The following is a 26614-nucleotide window of genomic DNA, read 5'->3' as shown; positions in this document are numbered from 1 at the left end:
CGAATGCGGTGCTTCAGTCAAAGATATACCGGCTGACACTCCGCATTCGCGAGCAAGCCCGCTCCCACATTGGGTCTCATTAGGTCCTCGGTAATGGCGTAACGCTAGCATTTACTGGCCCCTGCAAATCATTCCTTTGGCTGATTTGGCTGAAACATAAGCGCTCTACAGTGCAGGTCTTCAAGCCAAGACCGTGCAGTCATTAAAGGGATTCTTATGTTGCAGACCCGTGTTATCCCGCCCGCCGAAGGTGCGTACCAATACCCGCTGTTGATCAAGCGCCTGTTGATGTCCGGGACTCGCTACGAGAAAACCCGGGAAATTATCTATCGCGACAAGCTGCGCTACAGCTACCCGACGCTGATCGAGCGCGTCGCTCGCCTGGCCAATGTGCTGACCGAAGCCGGGGTCAAGGCCGGTGACACGGTGGCGGTGATGGACTGGGACAGCCACCGTTACCTGGAGTGTATGTTCGCCATCCCGATGATCGGCGCGGTGATTCACACTATCAACGTGCGCCTGTCGCCAGAACAGATTCTGTACACCATGAACCACGCCGAAGACCGCTTTGTGCTGGTCAACAGTGAGTTCGTGGGGCTCTACCAGGCGATTGCCGGGCAGCTCACTACCGTCGACAAGACCTTATTGATTACCGATGGTGACACCCACACCGCCGAGCTGCCCAACTTGGTAGGTGAGTACGAAACCCTGCTGGCCGCCGCCAGCCCCACCTATGACTTCAAGGACTTCGACGAAAACTCGGTCGCCACCACCTTCTACACCACCGGCACCACCGGCAACCCCAAGGGCGTGTACTTCACCCATCGGCAACTGGTGCTGCACACCATTGGCGTAGCGACCATCATGGGCAGCGTCGACAGCGTGCGGCTGCTGGGCACCAACGACGTGTACATGCCGATCACGCCGATGTTCCACGTACACGCCTGGGGCTTGCCGTATGTGGCGACCATGCTCGGGCTGAAACAGGTGTATCCCGGCCGCTACGATCCGGAATACCTGGTGGAACTGTGGCGCAAGGAGAAGGTGACGTTCTCCCACTGTGTGCCGACCATTCTGCAAATGGTGCTCAACGCCAAGGCTGCGCAGAACGTGGATTTCGGCGGTTGGAAAATCGTCATCGGCGGCAGCGCCCTCAACCGTTCGCTGTACGAAGCCGCCAAGGCCCGAGGCATTCAACTAACCGCCGCGTACGGCATGTCCGAGACCGGGCCGCTGGTATCCTGCGCTCACCTCAATGATGAGTTGATGGCTGGCAGCGAAGATGAGCGCACCACCTACCGCATCAAGGCCGGTGTGCCGGGGCCGTTGGTCGAGGCGGCAATCATGGACACCGACGGTCGTTTCTTACCCGCCGATGGCGAAACCCAGGGCGAACTGGTGCTGCGCGCGCCGTGGCTGACCGAGGGTTACTACAACGAGCCGCACAAGGGCGCCGAGCTATGGGCCGGTGGCTGGCTGCACACCGGTGATGTGGCCACGCTGGATGCCTTCGGTGTGATTGATATCCGCGACCGCATCAAGGATGTGATCAAGACCGGCGGCGAATGGATCTCTTCCCTGGCACTCGAAGATCTGGTCAGCCGCCACCCGGCGGTACGGGAAGTGGCGGTGGTGGGCATTGCCGACCCGCAATGGGGCGAGCGGCCCTTCGCCTTGTTGGTGGTGCGTGAAGGGCATGTGATCGATGCGCGAGAGCTCAAGGAACACCTCAAGCCTTTTGTCGAGCTGGGCCATTTGAGCAAGTGGGCGATCCCGAGCCAGATCGCCGTTGTTACTGAAATTCCCAAGACCAGTGTCGGCAAACTCGACAAGAAACGTATCCGTGTCGACATCATCGAATGGCAGGCCAACAACAGCACGTTCCTGTCCACGCTCTAAACCCTCTCGCCGCGCCCGTTCGGGCGCGGCAATGCTCTATATCAAGCCTTTACTTGTGATTTGCCGAATTTCAGCCATCCTTCCCGCGTCGACCTTCGTCGGCGTGGCGAAAGGGTTGTGGCAGACAGGTTGGTGATGCAAATCACACTTTAGAGGGATCAAGCACTACCCCCCTCTGGCTATAGTCCCTTTCAGAGTTTTTCGCGGATGTTGCGCTTCGAGCCATGGAGGCTCGGTGGCGATGCGGCATTGGAATCGTTGTATCCCGGCCGTTACATCTGAAGAAAGGGCTCACTGCCATAACAATAAAATATGCACATGGAGTAGCGTCGATGACCTCAGTAAACCAGTTCTGGCGCCGGGCAAGACTGCCCCTGGCCGTCAGCCTCGCTTCTACGCTCGCCGGGCCGGCATTCGGCGTCAGTTTCAACATTGGTGAAATCGAAGGGAGCTTTGACTCGTCGCTTTCCGTGGGGGCGAGTTGGTCCACGGCCAAACCCAATCGTGACCTGATCGGTGCCAACAACGGCGGCAAGGGCCTGTCCCAGACCTCCGATGACGGCCACCTGAACTTCAAGCGCGGCGAGACCTTCTCGAAGATCTTCAAGGGCATCCACGACCTGGAACTGAAGTACGGCGACACCGGTGTGTTTGTGCGGGGCAAGTACTGGTACGACTTCGAACTCAAGGACGAAAGCCGTCCGTTCAAGGACATCAGCGACAACAACCGCAAGGAAGGCGCCAAGTCTTCGGGCGGGCAGATTCTCGATGCATTCGTCTACCACAACTACTCGATTGCCGATGCGCCGGGTTCCGTGCGTTTTGGTAAGCAGGTCGTGAGCTGGGGCGAAAGTACCTTCATCGGCGGCGGCATCAACTCCATCAACCCGATCGACGTGTCGGCGTTTCGTCGTCCGGGGGCCGAGATCAAGGAAGGCTTGATCCCGGTGAACATGTTCTACGTGTCCCAGTCGCTCACCGACAACCTGTCGGCCGAGGCGTTTTACCAACTGGAGTGGGACCAGACCGTGACCGATAACTGCGGCACGTTCTTCTCGCAGCCGGACGTGATCTCCGATGGTTGCAGCAACAACCTGCGGGTACTGAACAAGCGTTCCACCATTCCTGCTGCCGCCCTGCCAACTCTGGGTGCCTTGGGTGTGGACGTGAACAGCGAAGGCGTACTGGTGCGTCGTGGTCCGGACCGTGATGCACGCGACAGCGGCCAGTTCGGCGTCGCTATGCGCTACAACTTCGAACCGCTGGATACCGAATTCGGCGCCTACTTCATGAACTACCACAGCCGTGCGCCGATCTTCAGTGCGCAGGGCGCGCCATCGGCGGCCTACACGCGTCCGCTGGGGCCACTGGGGGCCTTGCGGCCGTTGATCGTGGCGGGTAGCTCGAACTACTTCGTCGAGTACCCGGAAGATATTCGCCTCTACGGCCTGAGCTTCTCCACCACCTTGCCTACCGGCACCGCCTGGAGCGGTGAGTTGAGCTACCGTCCGAATGCGCCGGTGCAGTTGAGCACCACTGACATTCTGTTCGCCGGCGTCACGCCGATCCCCGGCTTTGGCAATGCGTCCGTGCTCAAGGGCACGCCAGGCCAGGACCTGCACGGCTACAACCGCAAGGAAGTCACCCAGTTCCAGACCACTTTCACGCACTTCTTCGACCAGGTCATGGGCGCCAGCCGCCTCACCACCGTCGGTGAAATCGGCGTGACCCACGTGGGTGGCCTGGAAAGCAAATCCCAGGCTCGTTACGGCCGCGATCCGGTGTTCGGCCCAGGCACGCTGCCAGGTGGGTTCTGCAACGCCCTCAACAACTCCACCGCCAACGGCGCCGGCTTGCCCAACGCTGCTGGCCTGAACACCAATTGCAATAACGACGGCTATACCACCGCAACGTCATGGGGCTACCGCGCCCGTGCCATCTGGGAATACCCGGACGTGTTCGCAGGCGTGAACCTCAAGCCCAACGTGGCCTGGTCCCACGACGTCAAAGGTTACTCGCCAGGCCCTGGCGGCAACTTTGAAGAAGGTCGCAAGGCGGTCAGCCTGGGCCTGGATGCCGAATACCAGAACACCTACACCGCGAGCCTGGCGTACACCAACTTCTTTGGTGGCAAGTTCAGCACCGTGGATGACCGCGACTTTGTCGCCTTGAGCTTCGGCGCCAACTTCTAAGCACACTCTTTTCAAGTGGCATGTATTCAGGAAGACCAGAGCATGAAAATAACAAAAAGTCTGTTGCACGTGGGTGTGCTTGGGCTGTCGATCCTGGCGAGTAACGTCATGGCGGCAGTCTCGGCAGATGAAGCCGCCAAGCTCGGCACGACCCTGACCCCGATGGGCGCCGAGATGGCCGGTAACGCGGCCGGCACCATTCCTAAATGGTCGCCATTGCCGACCAATGCCGGCGCGGTGGACGCCCGTGGTTTCCTCGCCAACCCGTATGCCAGCGAGCAACCGCAGTTCACCATCACTGCGCAGAACGTCGAGCAGTACAAAGACAAGCTGGCCCCCGGGCAATACGCGATGTTCAAGCGTTACCCGGACAGCTTCAAGATGCCGGTGTACCCGACCCATCGCGGCGCCACCGTGCCGGCCGAGGTGTTTGCCTCGATCAAGAAAAACGCCACCACCACCAACCTGGTGTCCGGCGGCAACGGCCTGGAAAACTTCGAAACCGCCGTCCCGTTCCCGATTCCCAAGAGCGGCGTTGAAGTGATCTGGAACCACATCACCCGTTATCGCGGCGGCAGCGTGACCCGCCTGGTTACCCAGGCCACCCCGCAAACCAACGGTTCCTATAGCCTGGTGTACTTCCGCGACCAGTTCGTGTTCCGCGACAAGATGAAGGACTTCGATCCGAAAAACCCAGGCAACGTGCTGTTCTACTTCAAGCAGCAAGTGACTGCGCCAGCGCGCCTGGCCGGTGGTGTACTGCTGGTGCACGAAACCCTGGACCAGGTCAAAGAGCCGCGTTCGGCCTGGGTCTACAACGCCGGGCAGCGCCGTGTGCGTCGGGCGCCGCAAGTGTCCTATGACGGGCCGGGTACTGCCGCCGATGGCCTGCGCACCTCCGATAACCTCGACATGTACAACGGTGCGCCGGACCGCTACGACTGGAAGCTGGAAGGCAAGAAAGAGATGTACATCGCCTCCAACAGCTACAAGGTCGACGATCCCAAGCTCAAGTACGCCGACATCATCAAGGCTGGCCACATCAACCAGGACCTGGCTCGCTATGAGCTGCGCCGGGTCTGGCACGTGGTCGCCACCTTGAAGGAAGGCCAGCGCCACATCTACGCCAAGCGTGACTTCTACATCGACGAAGACACCTGGCAAGCAGCGGTGATCGACCACTACGACGGTCGCGGCCAACTGTGGCGCGTTGCCGAAGCCCATGCCGAGAACTACTACGACAAGCAAGTGCCGTGGTACGCCCTGGAAACCCTCTACGACCTGCAGTCCGGCCGCTACCTGGCCCTGGGCATGAAGAACGAAGAGAAGCAGGCCTATGACTTCGGCTTCACCGCCAGCACCAGCGACTTCACCCCAGCGGCCCTGCGCCAGGACGGCGTTCGCTAACTGATCGCTCCCACGCTCTGCGTGGGAGCGCTTCCCGTGACGCTCTGCGTCACGCCTCAAAAGTCGACGCGCAGCGTCGAAGTCTGTATTCCTACGCAGAGCGTGGGAACGATCATTCCTGGATGGGCGCGTTGTTTTTGAGCGCTTCGCGAGCAAGCTCGCTCCTACTTCTTTCCAGGAGGCTGGACGGGATATTTCTTGTCGCAGTTCTTTTTCAGCCATTTGTTGCAAAGATCTACAATCCCGCCGCTTTTACCGCTAGTCTGCGGACATCTGCAATGCCGACAACAGCCTTCTACAAGAGCCCGGCGATGACTGATCTGTCCCGAACCCATGGGCCTGCCAGTGTGGTGATGCCGACCCTGGAAGGCCGCTTCTACCGGCCCCCGCTGCCTGACGGCTACGTGCTGCGCCCGCGCCTGTGCGAACGGCTGAATGCGGGCCTTGATGGGCGACTGTTGCTGGTCAGCGCGCCCGCGGGGTTTGGCAAGAGTTCGTTGGCGGTGGAGTTCTGCCAGGGCTTGCCTGCCCAGTGGCAAAGCCTGTGGTTGGGCCTGAGCCCTCGGGACAGCGACCCCGGCCGTTTCCTGGAGCGGCTGCTCGACGGCTTGCAACAGTATTTCCCGCAACTCGGCGCCCAATCCCTGGGGTTGCTGAAAATGCGCCAGCGTCACCAACCCTTTGCCTTCGAAGAATGGCTCGATGGCCTGCTCGACGAACTGGCAGTGCACCTGTCTGCACGTTCGCCGTTATTGCTGGTGCTGGATGACTATCACCTGGCCCAAGGCCCGGTGCTGGATCGCTGCCTGCAGTTTTTTCTCAATCATTTGCCTGATGGCCTAGTGGTGCTGGTCACCAGCCGGCAGCGTCCGGACTGGCACCTGGCACGCCTGCGCCTGTCGCGGCACCTGTTGGAACTGCATGAGCAAGACCTGCGCCTGACCCATGACGAGTCCCTGGCGGTGCTGGATGGACACGGCGATGCATTGCGCGGCGAGGCGTTGGAAAACCTGATCCGCCGTAGCGAGGGCTGGGTCGCCGGCCTGCGCTTCTGGCTGTTGGCGGCCTCCGAAGCCGGCAGTGAGAGCGCCTTGCCGCAAAGCCTGCACGGTGGCGAGGGTCTGATTCGCGATTACCTGCTCGAAGAAGTCATCGACTGCCTGCCTGCGGAGGTACAAGCGTTCCTGTACGACACCGCACCGCAGGAGCGCTTTTGCAGCGAACTATGCGACGCCGTCCGCGAGGCCCATGACAGCGCAGAAATCCTGCGCTATTTGCAGGCTCATCAAGTGTTCCTGGTGCCGTTGGACGAGCAAGGCCATTGGTACCGCTACCACCACTTGTTCTCCGACCTGCTGCGCACCCGCCGCGAGAAAAGCGCCACCTTGCCGCCGGCCAGTTTGCACTTGCGCGCCTGTCGCTGGTTTAACGCCCAGGGCTTGATCGACGAGGCGGTGGAGCAGGCGCTGCGGGCCGGGCATCTGGATGTGGCGGCGAACCTGGTGCAGAACCTGTCCGAAGAGCAACTGCTGGCAGAGCAGAATGTGGGCATGCTGTTGCGTTGGAAGATGGATTTGCCCGACAGCCTGCTGATCAGCACGCCACGTTTGATCGTGCTGTATAGCTGGGCGTTGGGGCTGGCGTGCCAATTGGATGCGGCACAGGAGCTGTCCAGTTACCTCAGCCGCTTCCTGCCTGCCCCGTCGGCCACCGCGCAAAAATCCATGTTGGCCCAGTGGTTGGCGCTGAGCGGGATTATTGCCCGTGGGCGTGGGGACCGTGAGCTGACCCAGCGCTATTGCCAAGAGGCGTTGGAAAGCCTGCCGCAAAAGCGTTACGGCCAGCGCCTGATGTGCCTTTCGACCCTGTCCAACCTGGCGATCGTCGATGCCGACCTGTGGCGCGCCCGTGGCCTGAACCGCGAATCGTTGGAACTGGCGCAGCGCGTCGGTAACCCCTTGTTTGAAGCCTTGGCCCATTACGACCGGGCCCGGGTACTGCAGGCGCGGGGGGAGATCCTGCGTTCCCTGGATGAAGTCCGTCAGGGCCTGGAGCGCTTGCATGGGCTCGCCTCCCAACGCCTATATGCCGTGCGCGCGCGCCTGTCGCTGTACGAAGGCTACCTGCTGCTGGTGCGTTACCAGCCCGAGGCCGGCCTGGCGCGTTTGCGCGCCGGCCTGGCCGAGGCCCGTGCCTGCCGCGATATCAGCGTGCTGATCGGGCACTGCGTCATCGCCAGCTTCGAAGGGCGGCGTAGGGAGTTTGCCAATGCTTTTGCCGAACTGGCCGAGGCCGAGCGCTTGATGCACATCTGGGATGTGCCGCCGATCTATTACCTGGCGATGATCACCCTGATCAAATGCGAGTTGTGGCTGGCCCAGGGGCGCACTGACCTGGCCGACGCCTGGCTGGCCCGCCTGGGGCAGACCTACAACGGCGAGCACGCCGCGGCGGCCCCCGAGTTTCATCCGCACCTGCCGCAACATATCGAGCTGCAACAAGCTGCGCTCGATGCCACGCGCCATCAGCCCGACAGCGCGCTGCAACGCCTGGAAGCGTTGGCCCAACAGGCCCATGACAGTGGGCGCCAGATGATTGCCCTGATGGCGCTGGTCCAGCAGGTGCAGTTACTTCTGGATAATGGCCTGGAAGCCAAGGCCCGGCCGGTATTCGCCCGTGCCCTGGAAGCCGGTTCGGGCGGTGCGTTGCAGCCGTTTCAACGGTTGTTGGAGGGTTATCCGCAGTGGATACGCGATCAGTTGGGCAAGGATTCCCATGGGCTGCTCAATCAGAGCTTGCTGGCGTTGCTGCCCCAAGCCAGCGCAGTTGAAGCCACACCTCAACAGGAAACCCTCAGCACCCGAGAGCTGGCGGTGCTGCAACTGATTGCCCAAGGCTGTTCAAACCAGGAAATCAGCAACCAGCTGTTCATCTCCCTGCACACGGTGAAGACCCACGCCAGCCATATCAACAGCAAGCTCGGCGTGGAGCGTCGTACCCAGGCGGTGGCGCGGGCCAAGGCCATGGGGTTGTTGGCCTGAGCCCTGGGTTTATGGCGTGGTCGGGCAGCCTTTGAGTGAGGTGTCGACGGTCTGATTGATCAGCGCCGCGAAACGCTTGAGGTTGTTCTGATGCGCCACCACCAACTCGTCGATGCTCGGCCCGGCAGGTGATTGCAAGGTGGTGCGGCAGGTCAAGGCCGGGCGATCGCCATTGACTTGCCTCACGCGCCAGCGCACATCGAGCAATGCGTACTGCCCCGGTACCGAGTCAAACCGCTGCACGTCTACGCGCAAAGCCACGGCTCGCCGGGCATTGCTGTTGGCTAATTGATCCACCAAGGCGCTCCTCAGTTCATCGGCGAGGGTGGCGGCCCACCACTGGGTTTCAAGAATCGCCAGGCCGCTGTCGCCCTGGCGGATAACGATCTGCGCGCGGTCTACCTGAGGCGGCACGCTGATGCTCTCAATGCGCACACCGCCGGCCTCTGCTCGCGTACTCGGGCTCAAGTGCGCCGGGGTCAGGGTGTGAAAGGCGATGGGTTCACTGCGGCAGGCACCGAGCAGCAGCAGGGCGCTCAGCAACGTGATCTTCAACGGCAATGTCATGGCGGCTCCAATGGTCATTTGCGGGGTGGCCCTTGCAGGTCCGTCGGTGCGGCGTTATCGGGGCGGCCGCGAATCAGCGACTCCGGATGCCGGCCCAGGTAATCCGAAAGCTCGCGCAGGGAGCGCGACATGCGCCCCAACTCGTCGAGGGTCTGGGTCAGTTGTTCACGCTGCGGCGAGTCTTCGGCCAAGGTTGAACTGGCCGATTGCAGGGTCTTGCTCACGTCGGCCAAGGTCGTCTGCACACCCGGCAGCGTCTTGGCGTTGAATTGCGCCAGGCCCTTGCGCAGTTCGACCAGGCTGGCGTCGAGGTTGCCGGCAATGCGCTCGACAGGCAGTTGGCTGATCTTGTTGACGATGCCTTCGAACTTCTCTTGCAGTTGTTCCAGGTTGCCCGGGATCGTGGGGATGCCCACGGGGCGCTGGTTCGGGTCGAACGCGACTTTCTCGGCCTTGGGGTAGAAGTCCAGGGCGATGTACAGCTGGCCGGTCAGCAAGTTACCGCTGCGGGCCTGGGCGCGCAGGCCGTTTTCGATGAAGGTGCCGATCAGGCGTACGCCGGCTGCCTCATCGTCAGGGTTATTGTTCATGGCCTTGAGCAACTTGGTGTGGGCCTCGCCGAGCAGTTGCGGGTAGATCACGATGCCGACATTGACCGGGAAGGTGCGTTTCTTCGCATCGAAATCCAGGTTGATCGATACAACCCTGCCGAACTCGACGCCGAGGAACTCCACCGGCGCGTCGACTTTCAACCCACGCAGGGCCTGATCGAAGCGCAGGACCATGTATTGCCCCTTGCCGTTGGGCGGGGCGAGGGCGCTTTGCTGGTCTTCGAACAAGTCAAAGCTGCGACTTTCTTCGGCCGGTTTGTCATTGGGGTTGTAGGGCGGGGCCTGGAAGGCAATCCCGCCCATCAACATGGAGGACAAGGATTCGGTTTTCAGCGCGAAGCCATTGGCACCGACGCTCAAGTCGACGCCGCTGGCATTCCAGAAACGCGTGTTCTCAGTGATGTACACATCATTGGGCGCATGCACAAAGATTTCGACATTCACGCCCTTGCCCTCGTTGTCCAGCTCATAGGCCACTACCTGGCCCACCGGGATCTTGCGGTAATAGACGGGGGAGCCGATATCCAGGGAGCCCAAGGCCTGGGTGTGCAGGGTGAAGCGCTTGCCCGGCTCGCCGTAGGTGATGGGCGGCGGGTTTTCCAAGCCGGTGAAGTGTTTGGCGCGAGTCTCGGACTGGCCAATGTCTGCGCCGATGTAGTCGCCGGACAACAACGTGTCGATGCCCGACACGCCGCCTGCGCCGATGCGCGGGCGCACCACCCAGAATTTTGAATCTTCGCGGGTGAAACTTTCGGCCTGTTTGACCAGCTCGACGGTGGCATTGACGCTTTTCTGGTCATCACTCAGGGCCACGGCGGTTACCTGGCCGATCACCACGTTGCGGTATTTGACCTCGGTTTTGTTGGCAACCAGCCCGCTGCCGGTCTTGAAGTTGAGGACGATGGTCGGCCCTTGTTGCATGACGCTGTGAATCACCAGCGAGATCCCCACCAGTACGGCGACAATCGGCACGATCCAGACCAGCGAGACACTGAAACGACGCGTCTTGATCACGGGTTGCCCCGCAGGGGTGTCAGCCTTGGATGAGCTCATCCGAGGTCTCCTCGTTATGTGGATTTTCCCAGATTAGCCGGGGATCAAAACTCATGGCCGCCAGCATCGTAAACACGACCACCAGGCCAAAAAACAGAATGCCCAGGCGCGGTTCGATCGTGCCCAGGGCTTGAAACTTCACCAGCGCGGCCACCAGGGCAACCACGATGACATCGAGCATCGACCAGTAGCCGATCAGTTCGATAAACCGAAACAGCTTTGAACGCTCCTTGCGCGCCCACTGGCTATTACGCTGCACGGTGACCAGCAGCAGCCCCAGCGACAGGAACTTGATACCCGGCACGGCAATGCTGGCGATGAAAATGATCAGCGCAATGTCCCAGGCGCCATGCTGCCAGAACTCCAGCACGCCACTCATGATGGTGCTGTCTGCGCCCGAGCCGAGCATGGTGGTGTTCATCACCGGCAGTAAGTTGGCCGGGACATAAAAGGCGAGGGCGGTGAGCATGTAGGCCCAGGTTCGGGTCAGGGACTGCACCTTGCGCCGATGCAGTGCGGCGCCACAGCGATCGCACTCGGTGGGCTCAAGGCGCATGTCGCAGGGCTGGCCGCAGGTATGGCACAGGCACAGGTTCAGCTCGCGGGCGGTGGGCGGTGAATTCATACGGTGTCCCACAGGTCGCGTACATCGCGCCCGGCAATGCGGATCAGCAACAGGCTCAGGGCGGCCAAGGCGAACAGGCCGGTGCCAGGGATCACATCCAGCATGCCGGCCAGCTTGAAGACCGCGACCATCGCGCCCAGCAGGCACACCTCCAGCATGCTCCAGGGCCGGAGTGCTTCGAGCCAGCGCATGCACAGCTTGAATGCCGGCGAGCGCTTGCCGGCCAACGCGAAACTCAGCACCCAGATCAGCAACAGCAACTGAAACACTGGCGCGATAATGATGGAAATCGCCGCGACCAAGGCAATGAACGTAATCGGCCCCAGGCTCAATGCAACGACTGAATCCCAGAGCGTCGCGCTGTTTTTCAAGCCCTGCAGGCTGATGCTCATCACCGGATAAAAGTTCGCAAAGGTCCACAGCACTGCGGCGGTCACCGTCAGGGCGAGACGTTGCTGCACCGACAGGCCGTTATAGCGCTGCAGCACGCCAAAACAACGCACACACAGGGCTTTTTGATGTTTGGCGAGCGTGACTTTCTCGTACACGCAGTCGCAGTGTTCGCAGATGATCTGTTGATTCGCCATGGGTGTTGCTCCAAATGCGACTGACTGCAGCAGGGGATTTCAATGGCGCTTGCGTAGCTTAGCAGCGGATGGACCGCGTAATCGACTCCTTCCAGAGCAGGGCCAAGCTACACCATACTGCACTTGGAACGCGCCAGAGAGCTTGCAGGACACCCATGACTATTGAAAAACAACCGTTGATTCGCGAAACCTTTCCCGTCGGCCCGTTGCAGTGCAACTGCACCATCATTGGCGACCCGATCACTAAAAAAGCCATCGTAGTCGACCCCGGTGGCAATCACGAGTTGATCCTGGCGCGCCTTGATGCGCTGGGACTGAAGGTGGTGAGCATTATCCACACCCATGCTCACCTCGATCATTTCCTCGCCTCCGGTCAATTGAAAGAAAAGACCGGCGCCACGCTGCATCTGCACAAAGATGATCAATTTCTATGGGACAACCTGGAAATGCAATGCCAGATGTTTCGCGTGCCCTACGTCCCGGTACCGTCGCCGGATCGCTGGCTGGAGCATGACGAAGAACTGGCCTGCGGCTGTGGCGTAGCCTTGCACACCCCAGGGCATACGCCGGGCTCGATGAGTTTCTGGTTCGCCGACGCCAAGCTGTTGATCGCCGGCGATACCTTGTTTCGTCGCGGCGTAGGGCGCACGGACTTATGGGGCGGCGACCAGGCGACGATCGTGCGGTCGATCAAGCAGCGCTTGTATACGCTGGACGAGGGCGCGACGGTGGTCACTGGGCATGGGCCGGATACTTTGCTGGGCGATGAGATGCGGGAGAATCCTTTCGTGCGTGCGTGATGGGTTGTCGGCTCTGATACAAGCCGGTACAGACACACAGACACAGGCCCGAGCCAAAGACAGCTATGCTTTACGCACCCCTCCACGGAATTTTTGCCGTTTGTCGCGTTCCAAACTCGGCACAGGTCCATTGCCAATGTCCTCTGCATCACAGAATGCAAAAGTAGGAGCTTCCTTCATGTTCACTCCGCGTCGTCTGCTTGTTGTCGCTACCGCCGTAGCCCTGTTGTCTGGCTGCGCCTCACCTAACCCTTATGACGGCAGCCAGGGACAGGCCAGCAATGGTTCCGAAAGCGGCATGAGCAAAACCGCCAAGTACGGCGGCCTAGGTGCGCTGGCTGGTGCATTGGCCGGTGCGGCCATCGACCATAACAACCGTGGCAAGGGCGCGCTGATTGGCGCAGTCGTTGCGGGTGCCGGTGCGGCGGGCTATGGCTACTACGCCGACCAGCAAGAGAAAAAACTGCGTGAAAGCATGGCGAACACCGGGGTCGAGGTGCAGCGCCAGGGTGACCAGATCAAGCTGATCATGCCGGGCAACATTACCTTCGCCACCAACTCGGACGCGATCTCCAGCAGCTTCTACCAGCCGCTGAACAACCTGGCCAACTCTCTCAAGCAGTTCAACCAGAACACCATCCAGATCGTTGGCTACACCGACAGCACCGGTAGCCGCCAACTGAATATGGACCTGTCCCAGCGCCGTGCGCAGAGCGTGGCCAACTACCTGACCTCCCAAGGCGTCAATGGTGCCAACCTGAGCGCACGCGGTGCCGGTCCGGATAACCCGATTGCCAGCAACGCCGACGTGAATGGCCGTGCGCAGAACCGCCGCGTCGAAGTCAACCTCGGCCCGATCCCTGGCCAGCAATACGGCCAGCCTGGTCAGCAGCAGGCACCACAGCAGAACAACCAGTTCCAGGGCAATCCGTACCAGCAATACCAGTAAACCCTGGGCACTAAAAAGGGCGCCGTGCAGTCAATGCACGGCGCCCTTTTTTGATCGTTCCCACGCTCTGCCTGGGAATGCCCGCTCGGACGCTCCGCGTCCCACTGATGGCGCAAAAGTCGAGGCTTGTGGGGTGACGCGGAGCGTCACGGGATGCGTTCCCACGCAGAGCGTGGGAACGATCAGGCAGCTTCGATCTACATCAGTCGATGTATTCGAATACCTTGACGATCTTCTGTACGCCCGACACACCTTGCACCAGGTTGGCGGCGCGGGTGGCTTCTGCCTGGGTCAGCAGGCCCATCATGTAGACGATGCCGTTATCGGTGACGATCTTGATTCGCGAGCCTGGCACTGCACTGTCGGTCAGCATCTGGGCCTTGATCTTGGTGGTCAGCAAGGCATCGTTGCTGATGGCCAGCAGAGTGATCGGGTCCATGACCTGCAGTTCGTTGTGGACCTTCTTGACGCGTTGCACGCCGGCAGCGGCTTGCTCGGCCTGGGCCTTGAGATCGGCGCGGGGTGTTTGGCCTGCCAGCAGGACCACGCCGTTGAAGCTGGTCACCACGATGCGCGAGGCACCGTTGCCCAGGTCGGTAGCAGCCTTGGCGACGTTGACCTTGACCTTGGTTTCGATCAGCGAATCATCAATGGTGCTGCCGAAGGTGCGTGTGCCCCGGTCGTCCTGAATAGGGGTGTCCCGTGTAGCGGTGATAGCCGAGCTGCAGCCGCTGATGGCGACGCACAGCGTAATGGCCAAAAGACTGAGGCGATTAACGGTCATTCTTCACTCCCGAACAGTTGGCTGTCGATCAGATCGCACAGGCAGTGGATCGCCAGCAGATGAACTTCTTGGATACGTGCAGTGACATTGGCCGGGACGCGAATCTCCACGTCCTCGGGCAGCAGCAGCGAAGCCATGCCGCCGCCGTCGCGACCGGTCAAGGCTACGACAATCATTTCGCGATCATGTGCGGCCTGGATCGCTTGAATAATATTCGCCGAGTTGCCGCTGGTGGAAATCGCCAGCAATACATCGCCCGGCTGGCCTAGGGCGCGGATCTGCTTGGAGAAGATTTCGTTGTAGCTGTAGTCGTTGGCGATCGAAGTGATCGTCGACGAGTCGGTGGTCAATGCAATGGCCGGCAGGCTCGGGCGCTCGCGTTCGAAACGGTTGAGCAGCTCGGAGGAAAAATGCTGGGCATCGCCGGCCGAACCACCGTTGCCGCACGAAAGCATTTTGCCTTCGTTGAGCAAGGCATTGACCATGACCTGACTGGCTTGCTCGATGTGCGGTGCAAGTACGTCCATCGCCTGTTGCTTGGTGTCGATGCTGGCCTGGAAAAGCTGGCGAATTCGGGATTGCATGTCCATCTGTGTGACCTTAAGTAGCGCGGCTGTTTGGCACAGGTAGTGTGCAGCCCGCAATGCAAAGAGCAAAAGTGAGTGGTGAGGGTGCCCGGCGAATCAGCTGTCGAAGGCATTTTTAAGCCAGGTCAGATCAGCTGTGCCTGACGGGGTGCTTTCCATTGCAACCACATCGAAACGGCAGGGGCGGTCAGCCCAGCGATGCTCTTTTTGCAGGAAAAACTGCGCAGCGAGTATCAGCTTTTGACGCTTGCGCTCGTCGATACTGGCGAGCGCGCCACCCCATTGTGCGTGTTTTCTGTAGCGGACTTCGACGAATACTACTGTATCGCCGTCAAGCATGACCAGATCAAGCTCGCCGCGTCTACATAACCAGTTCTGCGCCAGAAGGCGCAGACCCTGTTGTTGCAGGTAATCGAGAGCATGCAGTTCGGCATCCTTGCCGCTTTGTGCGCTGGACCGCTGGGGCATCAGCGTGGGGTATCGGGCAGGCGCTGTATTTCGCCGCCGACGAACTTCGCCCAAGGCATCTGGCGGTCCACGCGCTGGTTGGCGCTGATGCCCAGGTTGCCCGAGAGGCCGTCGACACGGGTGTCAGGCAGTGCCTTGAGCTGGCCCAGGCGTGGTGCCAGGCGGTAGGCATCGACGCCCATTGCGTAGAGGCGGCCCAGGCTGCCATTGGCTTGCGGCCATTGCGCCGCAACCTGGTTGCGCAGTGGGTCGGTGGTGTTGAGCAACCAGGGGGTTTCGCAGAACATCACGTTGGTCATGTCCAGGTACTGGTTACGGTCACCGCTGGCACTGAACACGTGGGAGGTTGCGTACACCGGCACATCGCCGGCGTATTGGAAGTTCAGGGTCGGCTTGATCTGCTGGGCCAGTTGTGGCGTGACAGCCAGGAACATGAACTCGATGTCCTGGCGACGCGAAGGCTGGGCGGCTACGTCGGTGCCTACTGTGCTTTGCAGGCTCTTGGCGCGGCCTTCGCTCTTGCGCAGTTGGAACAGATCGGCGATCTGCTGGGCCAGGGCAACAGGCTGATCGACATATTCAACGCCCATGACAGTGCCGCCATTGGCTTCCCAATCCTGGCGGAACGCTTTGTAGACGCGCTCGCCCCATTCGCCACGGGGCACCATGGCGGCGGCACGGTGCAGGCCGTCGGCACGTGCACGGCGCGACACTTCGCGGGCTTCGTCTTCAGCGGCCAGGCCGAACTGGAACAACTGCGCCGGGCCTTGATCGGTCTCGCTGTAGTTCAGGGCGAGGGTGGTGATCGGCAACTGCGGGCGTGCGCTGAGTTGCTTGACCAGCGGTTTTTCCAGCGGGCCGACCACCAGTTGCACGCCGGCGGCCTGGGCCTTGGCGTAGAAGTCGTCGAGGGAGCCCAGGCGCGAGCTGTCATAGAACTCGATGACCGGTGGCTTCTGCCCGGCTTGTTCAGCCTGGTAGTGAGCCGCCATGAAGCCTTCGCGCAGCGCTTTGCCCACAGCCGCCAGCGGCCCTTCCTGCGGCAGCAGCAGGGCGATCTTGTTCAGGGGCTGGCTGGCCAGTTCCTTGAGCTTGGTCAGCGGCGCTGGCAGTTGCACTGCAGCCGGGTGGCCCGGGTTCTGTGCGCGCCAGGTGTCGATGGCGGCTTGTTGTTGCTCCAGCGTACCGGCGCCCTTGACCGCCTGGGCCAGGGTGATCCAGCCATCGAGTGTCGGGTTGCCAGTGGCTTGCAGCTGTTCGGCTGGCAACGCGGCAATCAATACCCAGATGGCCTCGTGGTTGCTGTTGGCAGCCTCACCCGTCAGCAGGGGCGCCATGGACACCCGCTCGCGAGCGGCGGCGAGGGTCTGCCCATCGGCTTCATAGGCACGTGCATGTACGGTACCGGTGCGGATCTGCTGGTCGGTCGGCAGTTCCTTCAGGCTTTGCAGGCTGGGGTGGTTCAGCGCTGCCAAAGCCGCCTTGGGCTGGTTGCGCCCCATGGCCAGTTCTGCGGCCAGGGTGCTGGCAAATACTTGCGCGGCTGGCTTCAGGGCGTCCAGGGGCACTTGCGCAAGGATCTGCGAGGAGCGGCCGGGGTTGTTCTGCTGGTAAGCCAGGTCCGCCGCGCTCAGGCGCAGCAACGCGGCTTTTTCTGGCGTCTTGGCGTTCGTCGCCTGTTCGAGCAGTTGCTCGATACTGGCATCGGGCGTGCGTGGCAGTTCGCCAAGACTGGAGGAGGGCGAACTGGCGCAAGCAGCCAGCAAGGCAGCGAGGCAGAGGGCGGAGAGCAGCCGCAGGCAAGCGATCATGTAAGTGTTCCTGATACCGATCAAATTAGCGTGGAAGTGTACCCAAGCACTGGCCCAGGCGCGATGTTCATGGCGTTAAACCGTGGATTTAGGTCGTGCAAATGTTGTGTTTAGCTAATGGTGGCTGAAACGGCATCGGCCGTGATGGCATATTTTCAAGGCGTCTACGCGCTACAATGTGGCTTTTGCCAACCATCGAGGTGTGCGCTTTGACTGCTCCAGGTCTTTTGAATTCCACTGCTGGCTCGCTTTTTGTGGTGGCGACGCCCATTGGCAACCTGGACGACATCAGTGCCCGGGCGCTGAAAGTGTTGCGCGAGGTGAAATTGATCGCGGCAGAAGACACGCGGCACTCCCAACGGTTGATGCAGCATTTTGGTATCAGCACGCCATTAGCGGCCTGCCACGAACACAACGAACGTGAAGAGGGTAGCCGCTTTATCACACGTCTTTTGGCGGGTGATGACGTCGCGCTGATTTCCGACGCGGGCACGCCCCTGATTTCCGATCCTGGTTACCACTTGGTCCGCCAGGCCCGTGCCGCAGGTATCAATGTAGTGCCTGTTCCGGGAGCCTGCGCGCTGATTGCTGCATTATCGGCCGCCGGGTTGCCCTCGGACCGCTTTATCTTCGAAGGCTTCCTGCCCGCCAAGGCTGTAGGGCGTCGGGCGCGTCTGCAGGCACTTAAAGAAGAACCGCGCACCTTGATCTTCTATGAGGCTCCGCATCGTATCCTTGAATGCCTGCAAGACATGGAGCTGGTGTTCGGCGGTGAGCGCCTGGCCTTGCTGGCCCGAGAGTTGACCAAGACCTTCGAAACCCTCAAGGGGTTGCCGCTGGAGGAGCTGCGAGCGTTTGTCGAGGGCGACAGCAATCAACAACGTGGAGAATGCGTGGTGCTGGTAGCAGGCTGGACCGCGCCGGAGAATGAAGATGCGGTGGGCAGCGAGGCCATGCGCGTCCTCGATTTGTTGCTCAAGGAAATGCCACTCAAGCGCGCCGCCGCCCTGGCAGCGGAAATTACCGGCGTGCGCAAGAACGTGTTGTATCAGGTCGCGCTCGATAAGCAGAAGGCCGAATAGTTCCTGGGGCAAATCTGTATTTCGTCTGAACGTGATGGCAATGCCGCACTTTTAATACTTGTCCTCAAGCCGCCGTGCCGTTAACCTGCGCGGCGGAGAGTCGATTGGACAGTCGCTGCCCTCTATGAAAATTAGGGGGGGGAGGAAAGTCCGGGCTCCATAGGGCGAAGTGCCAGGTAATGCCTGGGAGGCGTGAGCCTACGGAAAGTGCCACAGAAAATAACCGCCTAAGCACTTCGGTGCCGGTAAGGGTGAAAAGGTGCGGTAAGAGCGCACCGCACGACTGGCAACAGTTCGTGGCTAGGTAAACCCCACTTGGAGCAAGACCAAATAGGGTCCCAAGGCGTGGCCCGCGCTGGGACCGGGTAGGTTGCTAAAGATGTCCAGTGATGGCCATCGTAGACGAATGACTGTTCAAGACAGAACCCGGCTTACAGATCGACTCTCCACCTTTTTTCCTTGCGTTCGAATCTCGTGCGCAAACCCGGTAGTAACGCAAGAATCCCTTCCTGCCAAATCATTGGCAGATGCATCTTCGTAATACCAAAAAAATCTTACTCTTAATAAATTACTTTAACTTTAGCCTCTAGCTCTCTGAGCCATTTGCCGTTGTTGAGTCAAAAACATCGCCAAACTCTCGTTTCTCCTCCTTTTGCACTCCTAAATCTCCGTTCTGTAAGGCTTTTCCTTGAATACGCGCCTTGACGGTGTGGTGGGCGCATTCCTATAGTGTGCGCAAGTGGCGGAAAGTGGCACAAAGTGGGTTTTTTGAACGTAAAACGCTAAAATTTGGAGAAACGCATCTGTGTTTCGCGGAGCTAACGCTATCAGTCTCGATGCAAAAGGCCGTCTCGCCATGCCGAGCCGGTATCGTGACGAGCTCATTTCGCGAAGTTCAGGGCAGTTAATCATCACGATTGACGCCGTTGACCCCTGTTTATGTGTTTACCCTCTCGATGAGTGGGAGTTGATTGAAACCAAGTTGCGCGCGCTGCCTTCATTGCGTGAAGAAAACCGCCGCCTCCAGCGTTTGCTGATCGGTAATGCCGTCGACCTTGAGCTCGATGGCAGCGGTCGTTTCCTGGTGCCGCCGCGACTGCGCGAGTACGCCAGGCTCGACAAGCGCGCAATGCTGGTAGGCCAGCTGAACAAGTTCCAATTGTGGGACGAAGATGCCTGGGATGCTGTGTCTGCAGCGGACCTGGCTGCTATTCAACAACCGGGCGCCATGCCTGATGAACTGCGTGATTTGATCCTGTGACTATTGATAGCGGCTTTAACCACATCACCGTACTGCTTGACGAAGCCGTTGAGGCTCTCGCCGTACGTGCCGATGGCTGCTATGTCGATGGCACATTCGGCAGGGGCGGGCATAGCCGGTTGATACTCAGCCAGCTCGGGTCCGACGGCAAACTCCTCGGGTTCGACAAAGACCCTCAAGCGATTGCCACCGGGCAAGCGCTAGCGGCCGAAGACGGCCGCTTTGTCGTTGTGCAGCGCAGCTTTGCCGAGCTGGGTGCCGAAGTTGCCGAGCGCGGTATGGCGGGCAAGGTGGCCGGGGTTCTGCTCGACCTGGGCGTGTCTTCGCCACAGCTCGACGACCCGGAGCGCGGCTTCAGCTTCATGAACGACGGCCCCCTCGATATGCGTATGGACCCCACTCGTGGGGTCAGTGCCGCACAATTCATCGCCACCGCGCCGGTAGAAGAAATCGCCCGTGTGTTCAAGGAATACGGTGAAGAGCGCTTCGCCGGTCGAATGGCGCGTGCCGTGGTCGAGCGCCGCGAAATCCAGCCGTTCGAACGCACCGCTGACCTGGCCGAAGTGCTCAAGGTCGCCAACCCTGCCTGGGAAAAGGGCAAGAACCCGGCCACCCGCGCATTCCAAGGGTTGCGCATTCACGTCAATAACGAATTGGGCGATCTGGAAGCCGGCCTCGAGGCCGCTCTGGATGCTTTGGAAGTGGGCGGTCGCCTGGTGGTGATCAGCTTCCACTCCCTGGAAGACCGCATCGTCAAACTCTTCATGCGTCGTCTGGTAAAGGGCGAGTCCGATAACCTGCCGCGTAACCTGCCGGTGCGTTTCGAAGCCTTCGTGCCGAAAATCAAAATCCATGGCAAAGCGCAGTTCGCTTCCGAAGCCGAACTCAAGGCCAACCCACGTTCCCGTAGCGCCGTCATGCGTGTTGCGGAGAAATTGCGGTGAGCAAGCTTTTCGCCAAGCCCCTCCCGGGCGGTAGCTTCTTTATGTTGCTGCTGTTTGTCGGCGTGCTGGTGTCCGCGATAGCGGTGTCCTACAGCGCCCACTGGAACCGTCAGTTGCTCAATACCCTTTACGGGGAATTGAGCGTGCGCGACAAAGCCCAGGCAGAATGGGGCCGGTTGATTCTTGAGCAAAGCACCTGGACGGCCCACAGCCGTATCGAAGTGCTGGCTACCGAACAGTTGAAGATGCACATCCCAGGCGCGGCTGAAGTTCGCATGGTGGCGCCATGATGAAACTCGAAGGGGCACTCTACCCATGGCGCTTTCGCCTGATGCTCGGCTTGCTGGCATTGATGGTGGGCGCGATCGTCTGGCGCATCTTCGACCTTCAGGTCGTCGACCGCGACTTCCTGATCGGCCAGGGTGACGCTCGCAGCCTGCGGCACATCCCGATTCCTGCACACCGTGGCCTGATCACCGACCGTAACGGCGAGCCTCTGGCCGTCAGTACCCCGGTGACCACCCTGTGGGCCAACGCCAAAGAGCTGCAAGTTGCCAAGGACAAGTGGCCTGAACTGGCCGCTGCCCTCGGGCAGGACCGCAAGGCCCTGACCGAACGCCTGGAAGCCCAGGCCAATAAAGAATTCATCTACCTGGTTCGTGGGCTTACCCCTGAGCAAGGCCAGCAAGTGCTCGATCTCAAAATTCCCGGCGTCTACGGCATCGAGGAATTTCGGCGTTTCTACCCGGCCGGTGAAACCACCGCGCACATGGTGGGTTTCACCGACATCGATGACCACGGCCGCGAAGGGGTCGAACTGGCCTATGACGAATGGCTGGCCGGGGTTCCGGGCAAGCGTCAGGTCATCAAGGATCGGCGCGGCAGGCTGATCAAGGACGTCCAGGTCACCAAGAACGCCAAGGCCGGCAAGCCTCTGGCGTTGTCGATCGATTTGCGTCTGCAATACCTGGCCAACCGCGAACTGCGTAACGCGATCATCGAGAACGGCGCCAAGGCCGGCAGCCTGGTGATCATGGATGTGAAAACCGGCGAGATCCTCGCCATGGTCAACCAGCCCACCTACAACCCGAACAACCGCCGCAACCTGCAGCCGGCGATGATGCGTAACCGCGCGATGATCGACGTGTTCGAACCTGGTTCCACCATGAAAGCCATCTCCATGAGCGCTGCCCTGGAAACCGGCCGCTGGAAACCCAGCGACAAGGTCGAGGTTTACCCAGGCACCTTGCAGTTGGGCAAGTACACCATTCGTGACGTGTCCCGCACCGAGGGGCCAGTGCTGGACCTGACCGGCATCCTGATCAACTCCAGTAACGTCGGCATGAGCAAGGTTGCTTTCGATATCGGCGGCGAGACCATCTATCACCTGGCGCAAAAGATCGGCCTGGGGCAACCCACCGGCCTCGACTTCCCGGGCGAGCGGGTCGGTAACCTGCCGAACTACCGCGAGTGGAGAAAAGCCGAGACTGCCACGCTTTCCTATGGCTACGGCCTGTCGGTGACCGCCATCCAGTTGGCCCACGCGTTCTCGGTATTGGCCAATAACGGCCGTATGGTTCCGCTGAGCCTGATCCACGTCGACGAAGCGCCAAAAGCCACCCAAGTGATCCCGGAAAACGTCGCCAAGACTATGCAAGGCATGCTGCAACAAGTGATCGAGGCACCGCGTGGCGTATTCCGCGCCCAGGTGCCGGCGTACCACGTTGCTGGCAAGTCCGGTACGGCGCGTAAGACCTCGGTGGGCACCAAGGGCTATGCCGAAAACTCCTACCGTTCGTTGTTCGCCGGCTTCGGCCCGATGAGCGACCCACGCTATGCCATCGTCGTGGTCATCGACGAGCCTAGTAAAGCCGGCTACTTCGGTGGCCTGGTTTCGGCGCCGGTGTTCAGCAAAGTGATGTCCGGCACCCTGCGCTTGATGAATATCACGCCGGACAACCTGCCGCCAACGCAACAAGCCAACGCTGGTCCACCGGCTGCCGCTGTCAAAGCCAATGGAGGGCGCGGCTGATGTCTCTTAGCCTGAACAAGATTTTTGCCCATGCCGGCCACGATCTGCTTATTCGTGAGCTGACGCTGGATAGCCGTAATGTACGCGCCGGTGACCTGTTCCTGGCGGTACCTGGCGGCAAGCTCGATGGCCGTGCGCATATCGCCGATGCCCTGCAACGCGGTGCGGCTGCGGTCGCCTATGAAGTGGAAGGCGCCACCGTGCTGCCGATCACCGATGTGCCGTTGATTTCGGTCAAGGGCCTGGCAGCGCAGTTGTCCGACATCGCCGGGCGTTTCTACGGTGACCCGAGCCGTCAACTCAACCTGGTGGGCGTGACTGGCACCAACGGCAAGACCAGTGTGACCCAGTTGGTTGCCCAGGCTTTGGACCTGCTGGGTCAGCACTGCGGCATCGTCGGCACCCTGGGCACCGGTTTCTATGGCGCGCTGCAAAGCGGCCTGCACACCACGCCAAACCCGATTGCCGTACAAGCGACCCTGGCCGACCTGAAAAAGGCCGGTGCCAAGGCGGTAGCCATGGAAGTGTCTTCCCATGGCCTGGACCAAGGGCGTGTCACCGCACTGGCTTTTGACGTGGCCGTGATGACCAACCTGTCCCGCGATCACCTCGACTACCACGGCACCATGGAGGCGTACGCCGCCGCCAAGGCCAAGCTGTTTGCCTGGAATGACCTGAGGTGCCGGGTGGTCAACCTCGACGACGCATTCGGCCGCCAACTGGCGGGCGAAGACAGCGATGCGCGCCTGATCAGCTATAGCCTGCAAGATGCCAGTGCCTACCTGTACTGCCGCGAAGCCCAATTCAATGATGAAGGCGTGCGCGCCACATTGGTGACGCCGCAGGGCGAGCACCACTTGCGCAGTGCCTTGCTTGGGCGGTTCAACCTGAGCAACGTGCTCGCCGCTATCGGTGCACTGCTGGGCCTGGACTACGCCCTGGATGAAATCCTGCGGGTATTGCCGAAGCTGGAAGGCCCGGCCGGTCGCATGCAGCGCCTGGGTGGCGGCACGCAACCGTTGGTGGTGGTCGATTACGCCCACACCCCGGATGCCCTGGAAAAAGTCCTCGAAGCGCTGCGCCCACATGCCAAAGGCAAACTGCTTTGCCTGTTCGGTTGCGGCGGTGATCGCGATCGCGGCAAGCGCCCGTTGATGGCCGAAATTGTCGAGCGCTTGGCCGATGGCGTACTCGTCACCGACGATAACCCGCGCAGCGAAGACCCGAGCCAGATTTTCGACGACATCCGTGTCGGTTTCAAAGACGCCTCCAACGTCACTTTTGTGGCTGGTCGCGGCGCCGCCATTGCCCAGTTGATCGCCGGTGCCGGCGCGGACGACGTAGTGGTGCTCGCGGGTAAAGGCCACGAGGACTATCAGGAAATCAACGGTGAGCGTCATGCCTTCTCCGATCTGGTCGAGGCGGATCACGCCCTGACCGCCTGGGAGGTCGCCCATGCTTAAGGCGATGACGTTCAGCGAACTGGCCCAGTCCCTGTCGGCCCGTGTGCTGTCGAGCGACTGCACATTCACCGGCGTCAGTATCGACAGTCGTAACATCCAGCCGGGGCAGCTGTTTGTCGCCCTGGCCGGCCCGCGTTTCGATGGTCACGACTACCTCAACGACGTTGCCGCCAAAGGTGCCGTCGGTGCCTTGGTGCAGCGTGAAGTGGCCGATTCTGCCTTGCCGCAATTGCTGGTACCCGACACCCGCCTGGCCCTGGGCCAACTGGGTGCGCTTAACCGTGCTGCTTTTGATAAGCCGGTGGCGGCCATTACCGGTTCCAGCGGCAAGACCACGGTCAAGGAACTGCTTGCTGGCGTCTTGCGTACGCGCGGGCCGGTACTCGCGACCCGTGGCAACCTGAACAATGATTTCGGCGCACCGCTGACCCTGCTCGAACTGGCCCCGGAACACACGGCGGCAGTGATTGAACTGGGGGCTTCGCGCATCGGCGAAATCGCCTATACCGTGGCGCTGACCCAGCCTCACGTGGCGATCATCAACAACGCCGGTACCGCCCATGTCGGTGAGTTCGGCGGCCCGGAAAAAATCGTCGAAGCCAAGGGCGAAATCCTTGAGGGCCTCGACGCCTCGGGCACTGCGGTACTGAACCTGGATGACAAGGCCTTCGAGACTTGGCGTGTACGCGCCGCCGGTCGCAAGGTCCTGACGTTTGCAGTGCTGAATGCCGCAGCCGATTTCCACGCCTCCAACATCAATGTCGATGCCCGTGGCTGCCCGTCCTTCACTTTGCACACCCCGCAAGGTGATGAGCACGTGCAGTTGAACCTGCTGGGTAACCACAACGTCGCCAACGCCTTGGCCGCCGCCGCTGCCGCCCATGCCCTGGGCGTGTCGCTGTTCGGTATTGCCACCGGCCTGGGCGCGGTGCAGCCGGTCAAGGGCCGCACCGTGGCGCAACTGGCTGGCAACGGCATGCGCGTGATTGATGACACTTACAACGCCAACCCGTCCTCCATCAATGCCGCTGTGGACCTGCTCAAAGGCTTTGATGGGCGCAAGGTGCTGGTGCTGGGCGATATCGGCGAATTGGGCGATTGGGCTGAACAGGGCCACCGTGAAGTCGGCGCCTATGCCGCCGGCAAAGTGGACGCGCTCTACGCCGTTGGCACAAACATGGCCCATGCGGTCAACGCTTTCGGCCCTGGCGCGCGGCATTTCCCGAGCCAGGCCGAGCTGATCCAGGCGTTGACGGCGGCTGAACATGACAAACACACAACCATTTTGATCAAGGGATCGCGCAGCGCGGTGATGGAAAACGTCGTCGCAGCCTTGTGTGGCTCAAGTACGGAGAAACATTAATGCTGCTGCTGCTGGCTGAGTATCTGCAACAGTTCCACAAAGGCTTCGCGGTCTTCCAGTACCTGACCCTGCGCGGGATCCTGGGTGTGCTGACCGCGCTGTCTTTGTCACTGTTCCTGGGGCCGTGGATGATCCGCACCCTGCAGAACCTGCAAATTGGTCAATCGGTTCGTAACGACGGCCCGCAGTCGCACCTGTCCAAGTCTGGCACGCCGACCATGGGCGGTGCGCTGATCCTGTCGTCCATCGGCGTCAGCACCTTGCTCTGGGCCGACCTGCATAACCGCTACGTGTGGGTGGTGTTGCTGGTGACCCTGCTGTTCGGTGCCATCGGCTGGGTGGATGACTACCGCAAAGTGATCGAGAAAAACTCCAAGGGGCTGCCAAGCCGCTGGAAGTATTTCTGGCAGTCGGTGTTCGGCCTGGCCGCCGCGATATTCCTGTACACCACCGCGCCGAGTGCCGTGGAAACCACCTTGATCATCCCGATGCTCAAGGATGTGAGCATCCCGCTGGGTGTGGGCTTTGTGGTGCTGACCTACTTCGTGATCGTCGGCTCCAGCAACGCGGTGAACCTGACCGACGGCCTCGACGGCCTGGCGATCATGCCGACGGTGATGGTGGGCGGTGCGCTCGGCATCTTCTGCTACCTCTCGGGTAACGTGAAGTTCGCTGAATACCTGCTGATTCCCTATGTACCGGGCGCCGGTGAGTTGATCGTGTTCTGCGGCGCCTTGATCGGTGCCGGCCTGGGGTTCCTGTGGTTCAACACCTACCCGGCACAAGTCTTCATGGGCGACGTCGGCGCACTGGCGCTGGGCGCAGCCTTGGGCACCATCGCGGTGATCGTTCGCCAGGAAATCGTGCTGTTCATCATGGGCGGTGTGTTCGTGATGGAAACCCTGTCGGTGGTCATCCAGGTGGCGTCCTTCAAGTTGACCGGGCGTCGTGTGTTCCGCATGGCGCCGATTCACCACCACTTTGAACTCAAGGGCTGGCCTGAGCCACGCGTGATTGTCCGCTTCTGGATCATCACCGTGATTCTGGTACTGGTCGGCCTTGCCACCCTGAAACTGAGGTAGAAACGA

At 60.8% G+C, this 26614-nt stretch carries 22 protein-coding genes and 1 other RNA gene; 15 read left to right on the top strand and 8 right to left on the bottom strand.

Annotated elements, in window-relative coordinates; genetic code table 11:
• Window positions 1-216: 216 nt before the first annotated feature.
• The 4 genes from AC1RAC_RS26700 to AC1RAC_RS26685 all read left to right on the top strand — a co-directional run bounded on the left by AC1RAC_RS26700 (window position 217) and on the right by AC1RAC_RS26685 (window position 8539).
• Window positions 217-1899, top strand: coding sequence for a fatty acid--CoA ligase (locus AC1RAC_RS26700; RefSeq protein ID WP_054897009.1), 1683 nt, complete (start codon window positions 217-219; stop codon window positions 1897-1899).
• A 332-nt stretch (window positions 1900-2231) separates the two neighbouring features.
• A complete protein-coding gene (locus tag AC1RAC_RS26695) occupies window positions 2232-4091 on the top strand; it encodes a DUF1302 domain-containing protein (RefSeq protein WP_003188640.1) in 1860 nt (619 codons plus the stop codon).
• A 42-nt stretch (window positions 4092-4133) separates the two neighbouring features.
• Window positions 4134-5498 (top strand): DUF1329 domain-containing protein, encoded by a 1365-nt coding sequence (locus AC1RAC_RS26690; protein ID WP_034126328.1) that lies wholly within the window; start codon window positions 4134-4136, stop codon window positions 5496-5498.
• 311 nt (window positions 5499-5809) lie between these two features.
• A complete protein-coding gene (locus tag AC1RAC_RS26685) occupies window positions 5810-8539 on the top strand; it encodes a winged helix-turn-helix domain-containing protein (protein WP_054919308.1) in 2730 nt (909 codons plus the stop codon).
• A 9-nt stretch (window positions 8540-8548) separates the two neighbouring features.
• Here the strand turns inward: AC1RAC_RS26685 and AC1RAC_RS26680 are convergent, their stop codons facing one another.
• Genes AC1RAC_RS26680 through AC1RAC_RS26665 form a run of 4 tightly spaced genes read right to left on the bottom strand, consistent with a single transcriptional unit; the run spans window position 8549 to window position 11982 of the window.
• Window positions 8549-9106, bottom strand: coding sequence for a PqiC family protein (locus AC1RAC_RS26680; protein ID WP_492617127.1), 558 nt, complete (start codon window positions 9104-9106; stop codon window positions 8549-8551).
• Window positions 9107-9120: 14 nt separating this feature from the next.
• Complete coding sequence (locus AC1RAC_RS26675) at window positions 9121-10770, bottom strand: PqiB family protein (RefSeq protein WP_054897006.1); 1650 nt, start codon at window positions 10768-10770, stop codon at window positions 9121-9123.
• Window positions 10751-11395, bottom strand: a complete 645-nt coding sequence (locus tag AC1RAC_RS26670) for a paraquat-inducible protein A (RefSeq protein WP_014716963.1) — start codon at window positions 11393-11395, stop codon at window positions 10751-10753. The genes AC1RAC_RS26675 and AC1RAC_RS26670 overlap by 20 nt, the downstream gene beginning before the upstream one ends.
• Window positions 11392-11982 (bottom strand): paraquat-inducible protein A, encoded by a 591-nt coding sequence (locus AC1RAC_RS26665; RefSeq protein ID WP_034126332.1) that lies wholly within the window; start codon window positions 11980-11982, stop codon window positions 11392-11394. Before AC1RAC_RS26665 ends, AC1RAC_RS26670 begins: the two co-directional genes overlap by 4 nt.
• A gap of 155 nt (window positions 11983-12137) precedes the next feature.
• Between AC1RAC_RS26665 and AC1RAC_RS26660 the strand changes: the two genes are divergently transcribed.
• Both AC1RAC_RS26660 and AC1RAC_RS26655 read left to right on the top strand, forming a co-directional pair.
• Window positions 12138-12782, top strand: coding sequence for an MBL fold metallo-hydrolase (locus tag AC1RAC_RS26660; RefSeq protein ID WP_034126333.1), 645 nt, complete (start codon window positions 12138-12140; stop codon window positions 12780-12782).
• A gap of 178 nt (window positions 12783-12960) precedes the next feature.
• Window positions 12961-13731: a YiaD family glycine zipper/OmpA-like lipoprotein gene (locus tag AC1RAC_RS26655; protein ID WP_019816951.1), complete on the top strand. Its 771-nt coding sequence runs from the start codon at window positions 12961-12963 to the stop codon at window positions 13729-13731.
• A gap of 202 nt (window positions 13732-13933) precedes the next feature.
• Here the strand turns inward: AC1RAC_RS26655 and AC1RAC_RS26650 are convergent, their stop codons facing one another.
• The 4 genes from AC1RAC_RS26650 to AC1RAC_RS26635 form a co-directional block, all read right to left on the bottom strand.
• Window positions 13934-14515 carry a BON domain-containing protein gene (locus tag AC1RAC_RS26650; RefSeq protein WP_003188655.1) on the bottom strand — a complete coding sequence of 194 codons (582 nt, stop codon included), beginning with the start codon at window positions 14513-14515 and terminating at the stop codon, window positions 13934-13936.
• Window positions 14512-15105 (bottom strand): phosphoheptose isomerase, encoded by a 594-nt coding sequence (locus AC1RAC_RS26645; RefSeq protein ID WP_007904374.1) that lies wholly within the window; start codon window positions 15103-15105, stop codon window positions 14512-14514. The genes AC1RAC_RS26650 and AC1RAC_RS26645 overlap by 4 nt, the downstream gene beginning before the upstream one ends.
• A gap of 93 nt (window positions 15106-15198) precedes the next feature.
• The gene (locus tag AC1RAC_RS26640) at window positions 15199-15570 is read right to left on the bottom strand and encodes a YraN family protein (protein ID WP_034126335.1); all 372 of its coding nucleotides are present in this window, start codon (window positions 15568-15570) and stop codon (window positions 15199-15201) included.
• A complete protein-coding gene (locus tag AC1RAC_RS26635; protein WP_492617126.1) occupies window positions 15570-17381 on the bottom strand; it encodes a penicillin-binding protein activator in 1812 nt (603 codons plus the stop codon). Before AC1RAC_RS26635 ends, AC1RAC_RS26640 begins: the two co-directional genes overlap by 1 nt.
• A 176-nt stretch (window positions 17382-17557) precedes the next feature.
• On the opposite strand from AC1RAC_RS26635, the gene rsmI reads away from it, so the two are divergent.
• From rsmI to mraY, 9 genes are all read left to right on the top strand, one after another.
• Complete coding sequence (gene rsmI / locus AC1RAC_RS26630; protein ID WP_087149550.1) at window positions 17558-18463, top strand: 16S rRNA (cytidine(1402)-2'-O)-methyltransferase; 906 nt, start codon at window positions 17558-17560, stop codon at window positions 18461-18463.
• 96 nt (window positions 18464-18559) lie between these two features.
• Window positions 18560-18913, top strand: an RNA gene (gene rnpB, locus AC1RAC_RS26625) — RNase P RNA component class A.
• 355 nt (window positions 18914-19268) lie between these two features.
• Window positions 19269-19724 carry a division/cell wall cluster transcriptional repressor MraZ gene (mraZ, locus tag AC1RAC_RS26620; protein ID WP_004371993.1) on the top strand — a complete coding sequence of 152 codons (456 nt, stop codon included), beginning with the start codon at window positions 19269-19271 and terminating at the stop codon, window positions 19722-19724.
• Window positions 19721-20668 carry a 16S rRNA (cytosine(1402)-N(4))-methyltransferase RsmH gene (gene rsmH / locus AC1RAC_RS26615; RefSeq protein WP_003188661.1) on the top strand — a complete coding sequence of 316 codons (948 nt, stop codon included), beginning with the start codon at window positions 19721-19723 and terminating at the stop codon, window positions 20666-20668. Before mraZ ends, rsmH begins: the two co-directional genes overlap by 4 nt.
• Complete coding sequence (ftsL, locus tag AC1RAC_RS26610) at window positions 20665-20958, top strand: cell division protein FtsL (RefSeq protein ID WP_003188663.1); 294 nt, start codon at window positions 20665-20667, stop codon at window positions 20956-20958. The genes rsmH and ftsL overlap by 4 nt, the downstream gene beginning before the upstream one ends.
• The gene (locus AC1RAC_RS26605; RefSeq protein ID WP_019816949.1) at window positions 20958-22700 is read left to right on the top strand and encodes a peptidoglycan D,D-transpeptidase FtsI family protein; all 1743 of its coding nucleotides are present in this window, start codon (window positions 20958-20960) and stop codon (window positions 22698-22700) included. The genes ftsL and AC1RAC_RS26605 overlap by 1 nt, the downstream gene beginning before the upstream one ends.
• On the top strand, window positions 22700-24163 hold the full coding sequence (locus AC1RAC_RS26600) for a UDP-N-acetylmuramoyl-L-alanyl-D-glutamate--2,6-diaminopimelate ligase (protein WP_492617125.1): 1464 nt from the start codon (window positions 22700-22702) through the stop codon (window positions 24161-24163). The genes AC1RAC_RS26605 and AC1RAC_RS26600 overlap by 1 nt, the downstream gene beginning before the upstream one ends.
• On the top strand, window positions 24156-25526 hold the full coding sequence (locus tag AC1RAC_RS26595) for a UDP-N-acetylmuramoyl-tripeptide--D-alanyl-D-alanine ligase (protein ID WP_072447108.1): 1371 nt from the start codon (window positions 24156-24158) through the stop codon (window positions 25524-25526). The genes AC1RAC_RS26600 and AC1RAC_RS26595 overlap by 8 nt, the downstream gene beginning before the upstream one ends.
• Window positions 25526-26608 carry a phospho-N-acetylmuramoyl-pentapeptide-transferase gene (gene mraY / locus AC1RAC_RS26590; protein WP_003188670.1) on the top strand — a complete coding sequence of 361 codons (1083 nt, stop codon included), beginning with the start codon at window positions 25526-25528 and terminating at the stop codon, window positions 26606-26608. The genes AC1RAC_RS26595 and mraY overlap by 1 nt, the downstream gene beginning before the upstream one ends.
• The last annotated feature ends 6 nt before the right edge of the window (window positions 26609-26614 follow it).

Source organism: Pseudomonas sp. GW823-FHT02F05, assembly GCF_058797315.1.
The sequence above is the reverse complement of the archived record's forward strand: the minus strand, read 5'-3'. Positions and strand labels throughout refer to the sequence as shown.